Annotated in this window: 12 protein-coding genes; 9 read left to right on the plus strand and 3 right to left on the minus strand. The window is 55.7% G+C overall.

The window, feature by feature from the left end:
• The first annotated feature begins 5 nt into the window (after positions 1-5).
• The 9 genes from dppD (at position 6) to ghrB (ending at position 9,618) form a co-directional block, all read left to right on the plus strand.
• Entirely contained in the window at positions 6-989 is a 984-nt protein-coding gene (dppD, locus tag A936_RS10710) for a dipeptide ABC transporter ATP-binding protein (RefSeq protein ID WP_008457613.1), read from the plus strand.
• Positions 986-1,993, plus strand: coding sequence for a dipeptide ABC transporter ATP-binding subunit DppF (gene dppF, locus A936_RS10715; RefSeq protein WP_008457615.1), 1,008 nt, complete (start codon positions 986-988; stop codon positions 1,991-1,993). The genes dppD and dppF overlap by 4 nt, the downstream gene beginning before the upstream one ends.
• Before the next feature lie 202 nt (positions 1,994-2,195).
• A complete protein-coding gene (locus A936_RS10720; RefSeq protein ID WP_008457617.1) occupies positions 2,196-3,383 on the plus strand; it encodes an MFS transporter in 1,188 nt (395 codons plus the stop codon).
• Between the two features lie 58 nt (positions 3,384-3,441).
• The gene (locus tag A936_RS10725; protein WP_008457619.1) at positions 3,442-4,335 is read left to right on the plus strand and encodes a LysR family transcriptional regulator; all 894 of its coding nucleotides are present in this window, start codon (positions 3,442-3,444) and stop codon (positions 4,333-4,335) included.
• A 79-nt stretch (positions 4,336-4,414) separates the two neighbouring features.
• Positions 4,415-5,434 (plus strand): LacI family DNA-binding transcriptional regulator, encoded by a 1,020-nt coding sequence (locus tag A936_RS10730; protein WP_008457621.1) that lies wholly within the window; start codon positions 4,415-4,417, stop codon positions 5,432-5,434.
• Positions 5,435-5,547: 113 nt separating this feature from the next.
• Positions 5,548-6,297: a sugar phosphate isomerase/epimerase family protein gene (locus A936_RS10735; RefSeq protein ID WP_008457623.1), complete on the plus strand. Its 750-nt coding sequence runs from the start codon at positions 5,548-5,550 to the stop codon at positions 6,295-6,297.
• A gap of 2 nt (positions 6,298-6,299) precedes the next feature.
• Positions 6,300-7,235: a sugar kinase gene (locus tag A936_RS10740; protein ID WP_008457625.1), complete on the plus strand. Its 936-nt coding sequence runs from the start codon at positions 6,300-6,302 to the stop codon at positions 7,233-7,235.
• Positions 7,236-7,303: 68 nt separating this feature from the next.
• Positions 7,304-8,587 (plus strand): MFS transporter, encoded by a 1,284-nt coding sequence (locus tag A936_RS10745; protein ID WP_008457627.1) that lies wholly within the window; start codon positions 7,304-7,306, stop codon positions 8,585-8,587.
• Positions 8,588-8,643: 56 nt separating this feature from the next.
• A complete protein-coding gene (ghrB, locus tag A936_RS10750; protein WP_008457630.1) occupies positions 8,644-9,618 on the plus strand; it encodes a glyoxylate/hydroxypyruvate reductase GhrB in 975 nt (324 codons plus the stop codon).
• A gap of 582 nt (positions 9,619-10,200) precedes the next feature.
• Here the strand turns inward: ghrB and A936_RS10755 are convergent.
• The 3 genes from A936_RS10755 to A936_RS10765 form a co-directional block, all read right to left on the minus strand.
• Positions 10,201-10,893, minus strand: a complete 693-nt coding sequence (locus A936_RS10755; RefSeq protein WP_008457632.1) for a hypothetical protein — start codon at positions 10,891-10,893, stop codon at positions 10,201-10,203.
• A gap of 178 nt (positions 10,894-11,071) precedes the next feature.
• Positions 11,072-11,782 carry a DUF3053 domain-containing protein gene (locus A936_RS10760; RefSeq protein WP_008457633.1) on the minus strand — a complete coding sequence of 237 codons (711 nt, stop codon included), beginning with the start codon at positions 11,780-11,782 and terminating at the stop codon, positions 11,072-11,074.
• A gap of 271 nt (positions 11,783-12,053) precedes the next feature.
• Positions 12,054-12,848 carry a MipA/OmpV family protein gene (locus tag A936_RS10765; RefSeq protein WP_034808797.1) on the minus strand — a complete coding sequence of 265 codons (795 nt, stop codon included), beginning with the start codon at positions 12,846-12,848 and terminating at the stop codon, positions 12,054-12,056.
• Between the last annotated feature and the right edge of the window lie 483 nt (positions 12,849-13,331).

Below are 13,331 nucleotides of genomic sequence, written 5' to 3' on the forward strand. Positions count from 1 at the left end.
TCGAGATGGCGTTATTAAATGTAGATAAATTATCGGTGCATTTCGGCGACGAAGACGCACCGTTCCGTGCCGTGGACCGCATCAGCTATAGCGTGGATCAGGGGCAGGTTGTCGGCATCGTGGGCGAATCCGGCTCCGGTAAATCCGTCAGCTCGCTGGCGATTATGGGGCTTATTGACTTCCCAGGCCGGGTGATGCCGGAAAAACTGGAATTCAACGGCCGGGATCTGAAGCGCATTTCTGAGAAAGAGCGCCGCAACCTGGTGGGCGCCGAAGTGGCGATGATCTTCCAGGACCCGATGACCAGCCTGAACCCCTGCTACACCGTCGGTTTCCAGATTATGGAAGCCATTAAGGTGCACCAGGGGGGTAACAAGAAAACCCGCCGCCAGCGCGCAATCGACCTGCTGACCCAGGTGGGTATTCCTGACCCGGCCTCACGTCTCGACGTTTACCCGCACCAGCTTTCCGGCGGGATGAGCCAGCGCGTGATGATCGCCATGGCGATCGCCTGTCGTCCTAAGCTGCTGATCGCCGATGAGCCAACCACCGCGCTCGACGTGACCATTCAGGCGCAGATCATTGAGCTGCTGCTGGAGCTGCAGCAAAAAGAGAACATGGCGCTGATCCTGATCACCCATGACCTCGCGCTGGTTGCCGAAGCCGCCCATAAAATCATCGTGATGTACGCAGGGCAGGTTGTGGAAGCGGGTTCGTCCCACGATATCTTCCGCGCGCCGCGCCACCCGTACACCCAGGCTCTGCTCCGTGCGCTGCCGGAATTTGCTCAGGATAAAGCGCGTCTGGCCTCGCTGCCGGGCGTAGTGCCTGGCAAATATGACCGCCCGAACGGCTGCCTGCTGAACCCGCGCTGCCCGTATGCGACCGACAAATGCCGCAGCGAAGAGCCAGCGTTAACCCTGCTGGCAGACGGGCGTCAGTCCAAATGCCACTACCCACTCGATGATGCCGGGAGGCCAACCCTATGAGTACCCAACAGGCCGCCGCGCAACCGCTGTTGCAGGCCATCGACCTGAAAAAACATTACCCGGTGAAGAAGGGCTTTTTCGCTCCTGAACGCCTGGTAAAAGCGCTGGACGGCGTGAGTTTTACCCTCGAACGCGGCAAAACGCTGGCGGTCGTCGGTGAATCCGGCTGCGGGAAATCCACCCTCGGCCGCCTGCTGACCATGATCGAAGTGCCGACCGGCGGGGAGCTTTACTACCAGGGCCAGGATCTGCTGATTCCGGACGCCTCGGCGGAAAAGCTGCGCCGGCAGAAAATCCAGATCGTCTTCCAGAACCCCTATGGCTCGCTGAACCCGCGTAAAAAAGTGGGGCAGATCCTGGAAGAGCCGCTGCAAATCAACACCAGTCTGAGCAAAGCCGAGCGCCGCGAAAAAGCGCTGGAGATGATGGCGAAAGTGGGTCTGAAAACCGAGCACTACGACCGCTATCCGCACATGTTCTCCGGCGGCCAGCGCCAGCGTATCGCTATCGCCCGAGGCCTGATGCTAGACCCGGACGTGGTGATTGCCGATGAGCCGGTCTCCGCACTCGACGTGTCGGTGCGTGCTCAGGTACTGAACCTGATGATGGATCTGCAGCAGGATCTGGGGCTGTCCTACGTGTTCATCTCCCACGACCTGTCGGTGGTAGAGCACATCGCCGATGAAGTGATGGTGATGTACCTCGGCCGCTGCGTGGAGAAGGGCAGCAAAGAGCAAATCTTCTCCAACCCGCGCCACCCGTACACCCAGGCGCTGCTGTCCGCCACGCCGCGCCTGAACCCGGACGAACGTCGCGAACGCATCAAGCTGACCGGCGAGCTGCCAAGCCCGCTGAACCCGCCGCCGGGCTGCGCCTTTAACGCCCGCTGCAGCCGTCGCTTCGGGCCATGCACCCAGCTCCAGCCGCAGCTGAAAGACTATGGCAATGGCCAGCTGGTGGCGTGTTTCGCGGTTGACCAGGATGTGAACGGGGAACTGCGTTAATCGTTTTCACCCTCTTCTTAAAAGGAGAGGGTTTTTTCACAACTCATTGATTAATTTATTTTTTCAAAGAAATCCTGGCAGGCTCCCGTATTATTCCCCCACAGAAACAGTGAAATCATAAATCCTGCATTTATCCCCCGCCGCTGACTGAGTAAATTGTGATCCCTGTCACTCATGCATGTCTCTGCGGAAGCGCAATACTATGTCGAATAATAAGGATAAACCTGCCACATCCCCGTGGATCGCGGTCTTTTCCCTGACCGTGGCCTGCTTTGTCATGGTTACCACCGAGTTTCTACCCATCGGTTTGCTGACCAACATCGCACCTTCCCTGAATATTTCCACCGGCACCGCCGGGCTGATGGTCACCATGCCGGGCATTGTTGCCGCCGTCGCGGCCCCGGTCCTGAGCCTGGCTTCGGGCAGCCTCGACCGCCGCCTGCTGATGCTTGGCCTGTCGCTGCTGTTGGTCGTCTCAAATCTGGTGTCCGCCCTGGCCGTTAACTTCCCGATGATGCTGCTGGGCCGCGTACTGCTGGGGATCTCCGTCGGCGGGTTCTGGTCCTTCTCGATAAACTATGGCCGTCACCTTGTGCCGGAAGCGAGCCAGGGACGCGCCGTGGCACTGATCATTAGCGGCGTGTCCGTCGGCGCGGTGTGCGGCGTCCCCGCCGGGGCATTAATCGGCGACCTGTTCGGCTGGCGTACGGCATTCTTTGCCAGCGCCTGTTTAGCCGCCATCACGCTGCTTGCCCAGTTTCGCCTGCTGGCTTCCGTGCCGCCTGGCCGGGCGCTCACCGTTCAGGATTTGCTGTCTCCGCTGCGCCTGCCTATGGCCCGCATTGGGCTTATCGCCATTGTGCTGCTGTTTGTGGGCCATTTCTCGGCTTACACCTACCTGCGTCCGCTGCTGCAGCAGGTCTTTGTGCTCAGCCCATCGACGATCACTTTCCAGCTGCTGGCCTACGGCGCAGTTGGCCTGCTGGGTACCTTTATCGGGGAACGCCTGGCGGAGCGCAGCCTGCGCGGGACCTTCATTCTGGCGACGGCAATGCTGGCCATTATCCTGCTCGTTTCCCCACTGCTTAGCGGCCTTGCGGGCGCCACGGTAATGGTGCTGGTGTGGGGCCTGGCCTTTGGGGCCGTGCCGGTCTGCGCGACAAACTGGATGTTTGAAGCGGTGCCGGACGCGCCGGAAGCAGGCCAGGCGCTGATGGTCACGGTGATTCAGGTTGCCCTGGCATCAGGTGCCCTGATCGGCGGTGAAGTCGTAGACTGGCACGGCGTCAGCAGCGCCATGCTGTTTGGCGGGGCGCTGATGCTCTCGGCCACGCTGGTTTTCGGCCTCTCCTTGCACAGCCGGATGATTAGCGCTAAACAATGTGGATGATTGTTTACGTGGATAAACAAAACCCTGCCGGAGGCAGGGTTTTTCGTTGAGGACGGCTATGGATCATCACTTACTGGCTATTCGGGTGTTTAATCGCGTGGTGGAAACCGGCGGGTTTACCCGTGCCGCCGACTCTCTGAGTATGCCGAAAGCGACCGTCACTAAACTGATTCAAAATCTTGAAAACCACCTGCAGACCAAGCTGTTTCAGCGCACAACCCGCAGCGTATCGGTCACCAAAGAGGGCGAATGCTACTACCGCCGCACCGTAAAATGGCTGGCCGACCTGGAGCAGATGGAAGGCAGCATGACCGAATCACAAACCGAGCCTCAGGGCGTGCTGCGCGTGGATGTCGGTGGATCTTTCTCTCGCGAGATACTGATTCCCGCGCTGCCGGAATTTCTTGAACGCTACCCGGGTATCTCCATAGATCTTGGCGTCAGCGACCGACTGGTCGATTTAATCAACGACAATGCGGACTGCGTGATACGCAGCGGCCCACTGGTTGATTCCACGCTGATTGCCCGCCGCCTGTTTACTATGGACTGGGTTACCTGCGCCACGCCGGACTACTTTCAGCGCTACGGCACGCCTTCCCGGCCCGAAGAACTTGAACAGGGATACCCGCTGGCGCATTACCGCCACGCGCGCAATGACCGCATCTCTCCGCTGCGCTTTGTCGATCGGGGAAAAACCATCGAGATGCAGCACCGCTATCAGATTAGCGTCAACGAAAGTAACGCCCATCTCGCCATCGCGCTTTCCGGGGCGGCCTTAACCCAGGTCGTTCGCTTTGCCGCCCAGCCATATCTCGACAGCGGGAGGCTGGTCAGCGTGCTTGAGGCTTACCCACCGCCGCCGGAACAGATGTACCTGGTTTATCCTTCCAACCGCCACCTTAGCGCCAGGCTGCGGGTATTTATTGAATGGGCCGTGGCGCGGTTTGCCTGACCGGTGTAAAGACGCCACCTCACTTTTCCCCGCATAAAAATATGTTACTCTCCGCAGGGTTAACCCTCTGGAGACGGCTATGAACGGCAAGGCAGCGCGCCCTACGATAAGCGATGTCGCGAAAGCGGCGAAGACCGGGAAGACCAGCGTTTCCCGCTACCTTAACGGTGAGCAGAACGCGCTGTCTGATGACCTTCGTGGGCGCATTGAGCGCGCCATTGCCGAACTCGACTACCGCCCAAGCCAGATGGCGCGCGGCCTGAAGCGAGGGCGCACCCGCCTTATCGGGCTGATCATTGCCGACATCACCAATCCTTATTCCGTCGACGTGCTGAGCGGTATAGAAGCCGCTTGCCGCGAGAAAGGCTTTACGCCGCTGGTGTGTAACACCAACAACGAAGTGGATCAGGAACTGCACTACCTCGACCTGCTGCGCAGCTATCAGGTTGAGGGAATTGTGGTCAACGCGGTTGGGATGCGTGAAGAGGGGCTCAACCGCCTGCAACAGTCCGCCCTGCCGATGGTGCTTATCGACCGCAAAATCCCGGACTTTGCCTGTGACATGGTCGGGCTGGATAACATTCAGGCCGCAACAACCGCCACCGAACACCTCATCGAGCAGGGCTTCGAAGCTCTCCTTTTCCTGAGCGAACCGCTTGGCATGGTGAACACCCGCCATGAGCGGTTGCGAGCATTTCACAGCACATTAGGCCGCCATTCCGGCATAATTGCCGAAAATGCAGAAACACCGCTGCATGAAGCCGAACTGATCGACAACACGCTTCGCGAGTTCCACTCCCGCCACCGCGGTATGCGTAAAGCGGTGATCTCCGCCAACGGGGCGCTAACGCTGCAGGTTGCCCGCGCAATGCGCCGCCTCGGCCTGAGCTGGGGCAGCGATATCGGCCTGCTGGGGTTTGATGAGCTGGAGTGGGCGGAACTTGCCGGCGTCGGCATCACCACCCTGAAGCAACCCACCTGGCAGATAGGCTACGCCGCGCTGGAGCAAGTTGTGAGGCGCATTGAAGGCACCGCTGAAACCGTACGTGAACAGCTATTCTCCGGCGAGCTTATCGTGCGCGGCTCCACCTCCCGCTAAATCTTTTGTTCGTGATGGCGCTCAAAAATTGGCAAGCAGGGTCTTTTCTTTGGAACCGGTTCCATCTAGCGTAAATAACATCAGTCGTTCGTTGTTATCGCCTGGAGACCACCATGCCGCGAAAAATTATTGTCGTCACCGCCGCCTACGGCCACGACCGCCTTGCCGCCCTCGGTGGCCAGCAGGCGGTGCTGCCGATCATTGCTGAAGCGGGGGCCGACGGCGTAGAAATCCGCCGCGAACTGTTCACCGCCACACAGCTGGATTTTCTGTCGACCGTGGCCGGAGAAATTACCCAGCACGGGCTTGAGGCCTGCTATTCCGCGCCGGAGCCGCTGTTCACGGGCGACGGCAAGCTAAACTCGCTGATCCCTTCACTTCTGCAGGAAGCCCACCAGCTAAATGCCCGCTGGCTGAAGCTCTCTCTCGGGCAGTTCAACACCGCCCGGGCATTCGACACGCTAAAACAGTGGCTCAGCGAAAGTCCCGTGGCACTGGTGGTGGAAAACGACCAAACCGACAGCGGCAAACTTGCGCCAATGCAGCGCTTCCAGGCCGCCTGTGGCGTTCACAACCTGCCGGTGACGCTCACCTTCGATATGGCCAACTGGCTGTGGGTGGACGACTCTCCACAGCAGGCCGCCCGCACGCTGGCACCTTCCGTGAGCTATATCCACGTCAAAACAGCGGTCGCCCAGCATAACCGCTACCGCGCTGTGGCGCTGGATGACGCCAGTTCAGACTGGAAAGGGCTGCTGAATATGCTGCCGCCAGATGCCCCACGCGGCATTGAGTTTCCGCTGGAAGGGCGAGACCTGGTCGCGGTTACCCGGCATTACGTCAATCTTTTACGCGAGGAATAACCATGCATCAGCTGGATGTCATCACGATAGGTGAAGCGATGGCGATGTTTGTCGCCAGCGAAACCGGCGACCTTGCCGCCGCCGAACATTTTGTGAAACGCGCGGCTGGCGCGGAGTTAAATGTCGCCACGGGGCTGGCTCGCCTGGGCCTGAAGGTGGGCTGGGTAAGCCGCGTAGGCAACGACTCTTTTGGCCGCTACGTGCTGCAACAGCTGGCGAAAGAAAACATCAACAGCCGCGGAGTAACGGTCGATGAGCAGTACCGCACCGGTTTTCAGCTCAAATCCAAAGTCGAAGATGGAACCGATCCCATCGTGGAGTATTTCCGTAAAGACTCCGCCGCAAGCCACTTATCTGTGGCCGATTTCAACGAGGAGTACTTCCTCTCAGCGCGCCATCTGCACCTAAGCGGCGTGGCGGCGGCACTCTCTGACACGTCTCTGGCGCTGCTGAACCACGCGGCCAAAACCATGAAACAGCTGGGCAAAACGCTTTCCTTCGATCCGAATCTGCGCCCGGTGCTGTGGCGCAGCGAAGCCGCAATGGTGAAACAGCTTAATCAGCTGGCATTCCAGGCCGACTGGGTGCTGCCCGGCGTAAAAGAAGGCATTGTGCTAACAGGTCAAAACACACCTGAAGGGATCGCCGATTTTTATCTGCATCAGGGCGTGAAGGTCGTGGTGCTAAAAACCGGCGCAGACGGCGCCTGGTATAAAACCGCAGACGGCGAGAAAGGCGCAGTCGCGGCGGTAAAAGTGGAAAACGTAGTGGACACCGTGGGGGCCGGAGACGGCTTTGCGGTCGGGGTGATCAGCGCCCTGCTGGAAGGGAAATCTTTGCATCAGGCAGTCAGCCGGGGCAACAAAATCGGCTCACTGGCGATACAGGTCATCGGTGACAGCGAAGGGCTACCGACCCGAAGCGCACTGGGCGAATAACGCCAAATCCATCGCTCTGTCCCCTACAAACAAAGCGATACGGTTAACCTCAAGATAGAGGCACTCTCATGAAAAACCAGACAATCGCGCCAAAGCGCTGGTGGTACATCATGCCTATCGTGTTTATCACGTATAGCCTGGCTTACCTCGACCGCGCCAATTTCAGCTTCGCTTCCGCCGCAGGCATCAACGACGACCTCGGCATCACCAAAGGCATTTCCTCGCTGCTGGGAGCCCTGTTCTTCCTCGGCTACTTCTTCTTCCAGATCCCTGGCGCGATGTACGCCGAGCGCCGCAGCGTGCGTAAGCTTATCTTCGTCTGCCTGATTCTGTGGGGCGGCTGCGCCTCGCTGACCGGGGTGGTGAGCAACATTCCAATGCTGGCCGCCATCCGCTTTGTGCTCGGCGTGGTTGAAGCGGCGGTGATGCCAGCGATGCTGATTTATATCAGCAACTGGTTTACCAAATCCGAACGCTCCCGCGCCAATACCTTCCTGATCCTCGGCAACCCGGTCACAGTGCTGTGGATGTCGGTTGTTTCCGGCTACCTGATTCAGGCCTTCGGCTGGCGTGAGATGTTTATCATCGAAGGGATCCCGGCGGTTATCTGGGCGTTTGCCTGGTGGATGCTGGTAAAAGATAAACCTGCCCAGGTGGGCTGGCTGTCCGACAGTGAAAAATCGGCCCTGCAGGCGCAGTTACAGAAAGAGCAGGAAGGCATCAAAGCCGTGCGTAACTACAGTGAAGCCTTCCGGTCACGTAACGTGGTTATTCTGTGCATGCAGTATTTTGCCTGGAGCATCGGGGTGTACGGTTTCGTGCTGTGGCTGCCATCGATTATCCGCAGCGCGGGCGCGTCAGGCATGGGAATGGTGGAAGTCGGCTGGCTCTCTTCCGTGCCTTATCTGGCCGCGACCATCGCGATGATCGCCGTCTCATGGGCGTCGGACAAAATGCAAAATCGGAAGCTGTTCGTCTGGCCACTGCTGCTGATTGGTGCCCTGGCGTTCCTCGGCTCATGGCTGGTCGGTGCCAACCATTTCTGGGTGTCCTATACGCTGCTGGTGATTGCCGGGGCCGCGATGTACGCCCCTTATGGCCCCTTCTTCGCCATTATCCCGGAGATGCTACCGAAGAACGTTGCCGGCGGCGCGATGGCCTTAATCAACAGCATGGGCGCGCTGGGCTCCTTCGTCGGCTCCTGGTTTGTGGGCTACCTGAACGGTGCCACCGGCAGCCCGGCGGCGTCCTATGTCTTTATGGGGCTGGCGCTGCTCGCCTCGGTATGGCTTACTCTGATTGTGAAGCCTGCTAATCATCAACAAATTCCGTCCGGCGCACATCACGCCTGACCCCGCGCCGGGCGCTCTGTCGCCCGGTTCGCGTTTAACCGAAAACGGAGAATCTCATGAAGCCGTCCGTCATCCTCTACAAGGCACTGCCTGACAATCTGCTGTCCCGGCTTGAAAGCCACTTTACCGTCACCCAGCTTGACGATATCAGCCCGGAAACCGTGCAAGCGAACGCAGCGCTGTTTGCCAATGCGGAAGGTATCCTCGGCTCTGGCGGCAAGGTCGACGCAGCGTTTCTCGCGCATACGCCAAAGCTGCGGGCAGCTTCTACCGTTTCTGTCGGCTACGATAACTTTAATGTGGACGCCCTGAACGAACGCGGCGTTGTGCTGATGCACACCCCGACGGTGCTGACCGAAACCGTCGCCGATACCGCCATGGCGCTGATCCTGTCCAGCGCACGCCGCGTGGTGGAAGTCGCCGAGCGCGTGAAGGTCGGCGAATGGCAAAGCAGTATTGGCGCTGACTGGTTTGGTATCGACGTGCATCATAAAACGCTCGGTATTCTGGGCATGGGGCGCATCGGCCTGGCGCTGGCACAGCGCGCGCACTTCGGCTTCAGTATGCCAATTCTGTACAACGCCCGCCGCCATCATAAGGAAGCGGAAGAGCGCTTTAACGCTCGCTACTGCGACCTGGACACCCTGCTGGCCGAGTCTGATTTCGTTTGTATTCTGCTGCCGCTAAGCGACGAAACTCGTCACCTGATTGGTGCAGAGCAAATTGCGAAAATGAAATCTTCGGCCATTTTAATCAACGTCGGGCGCGGCCCGGTGGTGGACGAGAAAGCGCTGATTCAGGCGCTGGAAGAGGGAATAATTCACGCCGCCGGGCTGGATGTCTTCGAACAGGAGCCGCTGCCGCTGGAGTCCCCGCTGCTCGGCATGCCGAATGTGGTCGCCCTGCCGCACATCGGCTCCGCTACCCATGAAACCCGCTACGGCATGGCGGAATGCGCGGTGGATAACCTGATTACCGCGCTGACCGGCAAGGTGGAAGTGAACTGCGTGAACCCGCAGGTACTGAAATAGTTTATTCGGCGGGCCAGAAAACGCTAGCCCGTCGAATAAATGACATTATGCCGGTATAGGGCGGACTCAGCCGAAGCCTTATACCGCATAATCATTTCCTGAATTTATGTTTGCTCGCATATAAATATAATTATTTTATCAATAATCCACGGCAGATTCCCCTGCACCTCACCATCTTAAGTATCTGGCAACGATATAAATCATAAATATGGCGAAAACACCAACAGGCCAGATGGGGCCATCAGGGAAAAAATAGACCCAGAGAATAGCGAACAAGGCCGTTGATGCTGTTGGAATACAGGGAAAAAATAAAGATCTAAAAAGTCGTTTAAAAAATCGTTTAATCACATTCATCATAGTTATCGAATAGCAAGGTAAAATACAATATAATTTACCATTTCAAGTAACGAACAGTTATATAAACCATAAGTATAAAGAAAACACCAACAGGCCAGATGGGGCCATCAGGAAAAAAATAGACAAGAACCACGGCAAACAAGAATGTTGCCGCTGTTGGGATGTACGGAGAGAATAAAGATTTTAAAAATCGCTTAAGAAGTCTTTTTATAATATTCATCATAGTTATCGAACCATGCTAGTGATAATGTCGATAATTTCGTCATCTGATGTCCAAACTACATCTCGTGCACGAGAATATTGAAACAATGGCTCAATCAGAAAGTACATCATCTCCAGATCTTGCGCGTATAGCGCTGAATAGTAACCTGGATAAGCGGCACGAAGCCGATGGGCGCTTTCTGCTGCTCTCTGGACGACACCATACATAGTCGCACCCATCGCCACTCTATTTGCTGTATGCCCAGCAAATATACTCACACCTTGTCTTGCGCCCATTCCAAAAGCAACTGTGCTCGCAACCATTAATGCGAGTCCGTGGCTGGTAAGTGTGTTGGACGCAATACGGGCATTTACAGCCATCAGTTTTTTCTGGATGTATTGTAATTGCTCAGATGTCCTAAATTTAATAAGATTAACAAAATAAATTTCCAACATATCACCAATGACGCCACCATTCTTTAACAGATAAATAACACCCTTAGTAAATCTGATATCTTCAGTTTTTTGCTGCTGGCACACATCCTGGTATTCTTCAGTAAAGCAGGATGTGTAATACAAAGCCCGCGTTGCCCCCGCGCCAATGGTTTCAATCTGATGTGAGACTGCTTTCCGAACCCCAATGACTGCACGATCAAGCTTTTGAGCAAGAATTTTATTTGACTGCAGATAACTAATAACGTCATTTCTGTAAAACATACATAGCCGCTCCGTGCTAATTATTAAGTCCTTTTTAAAAGGGTATATTTTAAAATCCGGCAAGTAAATAAAAAGCGTTTATTAAATAACCCAGCCGGCCATCCTTTTATCGAGAATATCAGCCATAATAAAAGCGGAGTCGCCGTGAAGCGCTCCGCCTTTTCTTAGTGCCTAAAACTTACTGCGTTGCAGTCTGCGCTGCGGCCCAGGCCTGAGTAAATGCCTGGTGCTGAGCGGACAGCGGGCCAATCAGCGAGTTGTACTGACTTGCCTGCAGGGAAGTCGGGAACTGAATCCCGCCGTTAGCAAAGCCAACTTGCGTTCCCTGCTGGGCGATAAAATCACCCACCTGCACCAGCTGCTGGGTCAGGGTCTGCGCGGCTGGGATCAGCGGCGCCATGGCGTTCGCCGGGCCGGTGACGACTTTCTGGTAAACCTGATAGTAAACGGTTTTCAGATCGTCAGGCTGCTTCAGCGCTGCAAGCGCACCGTCGGCCTGCATCTTGGCATTCTGAACCTGCTGACCTAAAACGTTCAGCGAACCGTTAGCCTGGCGCAGCGCATCGCGCTGGGTCATGTAATCCTGCGGAGCGCGGATGCTGCTCACGCTGTCCACAACCGGCTTCATGCCTTCGTCCATGGCCTGGCTCACCTGCTGGGAGAAGCCGTACAGAATGGCGTAGTCAGAGACCAGCGGGCCAAACTGTTTTTTCTGATCGGACGTCAGCGTCGGCAGGCGGTCGCCGCTACGCATAGCCGTATTTTGCAGAAAATCGATGAACGCCTTACGCTGATCGCCTTCTTTATCGAAGCAACCACTCAGGCTCACCACCATTAATAACGCCGCCAGCGGCGCAAACCAGCGAGACCAGGACTTACCTGTCGCCATCATTTCTACTCCTGTCACCAATGCACTACCTGGCAAATTGCCACCCAATAACGATGCTAAGAATAGTCCAACCGCCCTTCGCAAGATACCCTTTCGCAACAATCTCTTTCCGCTCTGAGCAAGCTTTGCCTCTCTGCCTGAACTTTGGCAAGGCACTGGCTGAGGAATAACAAAGCCCTTCTACTTAGCCAGGTTTAGTCATACAGAGTAAATAATAAAGCGGCCGCTAATCTGGCCGCTTATGCAAACACATCCTCGTCCAGGACCAATATCAGAAACTGTAGCTGGCGCTGACAAAACTCAGCGTGGCCACTTTCTTTGCAACAATTGGGCTGTCGGCGGCATCACCCACTAAGGCGGTGACTCCCGCCCCCGCCTGTAGCGCAATATTTTGGGTCCATTCATAATTTAGCGCTGCGGTCAGCGTGACATCCTTAAAACCACTGCCTGGTCGCCAGGTAGAAAAGGCCGTGCGCTGCGCCTGCTCGGGAGTCACGCCAAAATAGCCGCGTTGATAGCCGCTGTTTGCCCATGTTGTGGAGAGATTTGTTTGCAGAGAGAACTGATCGTTAAGAGGCGTTACGGTGCCAACCCCCAGTTCAGCCAGTAAAGTGCGGCCTAAATCCTCTCCGCCATAATGCCTTTTCTTCGTCGCCTGCAGCACCTTTACATAGCTGCGGAAGGGATCCAACAGATAGCTTAGCTCCATGCCCGCCTGCAAAGCGCCCCCCAGGTCGCCCATGCCCTTAAGCGTTCTGTCTTTGCCATCAAGCGTATTAATAACTTCATCCCGGCCTGAGTCATAATCAAGCAAGAGCGCCACGCCAAAAGGCTCATCCAGCGGCAGCGCCCAACTAAGGCCATTATTCCCAAGACTCACGCTGCCCCAGCTTCCGTGACTGTAGCCGATGCTCAAATCGTAAAGCGCCGTTGGCCGGTATTTATCCGCCCCCTGATAAGCCGGCGCAAACGCGACGCCGCCGCCAACGGTTAAATAAGCTTTTCCATCTTCAGCCTGGGCTAATACAGGAAATAAAAGGGATAAAGCAAATGCCGAGATTGCCAGAGATTTTTTTCAAAATTAAGTTCCTTTATTTAAAACCACGATTATATATTAAGGAATTGAAATCATTGAATTAATGGTAAATGTTAAAAACACATCTTTTTATATTCAGATACCGCAAAATACAACGTATAGCACTGACAGTGAAACGCAGGATAAATAAACAACAGCAAAACAAAACACACAATTAATTCATTAGACATCTAATTAATAACGGCCGATCTAATTTTATTTGGTTTTGTACCGCATCAGCGGATGAGTTATTTTTTAATGTGAGTACATTAGACAGTCCAGCAAAATTTTATCTTTGCCCGCTGCGGTCAACACCTCTGCCCCAGGCATGATGTCATAAACCGCATAACTATTTACATATTTATACTAAAAGCCCGCATCTATGGCTTTTCAAGCGCTTACTTCGACTGCGTATTCAGCTGAAACGCATAAGCATTTTTTGCAGCACGTTTAGCCACTAGCGTGATCCCACGC

It is taken from the genome of Enterobacter sp. Ag1, assembly GCA_000277545.1.
In the GTDB taxonomy this organism is placed as follows: Bacteria; Pseudomonadota; Gammaproteobacteria; order Enterobacterales; family Enterobacteriaceae; genus Cedecea.

What these genes read in the sequence shown, in the direction of transcription:
- dppD (WP_008457613.1), top strand. Translation starts at nt 6, where the DNA reads ATGGCGTTATTAAATGTAGATAAATTATCGGTGCATTTCGGCGACGAA.
- dppF (WP_008457615.1), top strand. Translation starts at nt 986, where the DNA reads ATGAGTACCCAACAGGCCGCCGCGCAACCGCTGTTGCAGGCCATCGAC.
- A936_RS10720 (WP_008457617.1), top strand. Translation starts at nt 2,196, where the DNA reads ATGTCGAATAATAAGGATAAACCTGCCACATCCCCGTGGATCGCGGTC.
- A936_RS10725 (WP_008457619.1), top strand. Translation starts at nt 3,442, where the DNA reads ATGGATCATCACTTACTGGCTATTCGGGTGTTTAATCGCGTGGTGGAA.
- A936_RS10730 (WP_008457621.1), top strand. Translation starts at nt 4,415, where the DNA reads ATGAACGGCAAGGCAGCGCGCCCTACGATAAGCGATGTCGCGAAAGCG.
- A936_RS10735 (WP_008457623.1), top strand. Translation starts at nt 5,548, where the DNA reads ATGCCGCGAAAAATTATTGTCGTCACCGCCGCCTACGGCCACGACCGC.
- A936_RS10740 (WP_008457625.1), top strand. Translation starts at nt 6,300, where the DNA reads ATGCATCAGCTGGATGTCATCACGATAGGTGAAGCGATGGCGATGTTT.
- A936_RS10745 (WP_008457627.1), top strand. Translation starts at nt 7,304, where the DNA reads ATGAAAAACCAGACAATCGCGCCAAAGCGCTGGTGGTACATCATGCCT.
- ghrB (WP_008457630.1), top strand. Translation starts at nt 8,644, where the DNA reads ATGAAGCCGTCCGTCATCCTCTACAAGGCACTGCCTGACAATCTGCTG.
- A936_RS10755 (WP_008457632.1), bottom strand. Translation starts at nt 10,893, where the DNA reads ATGTTTTACAGAAATGACGTTATTAGTTATCTGCAGTCAAATAAAATT.
- A936_RS10760 (WP_008457633.1), bottom strand. Translation starts at nt 11,782, where the DNA reads ATGGCGACAGGTAAGTCCTGGTCTCGCTGGTTTGCGCCGCTGGCGGCG.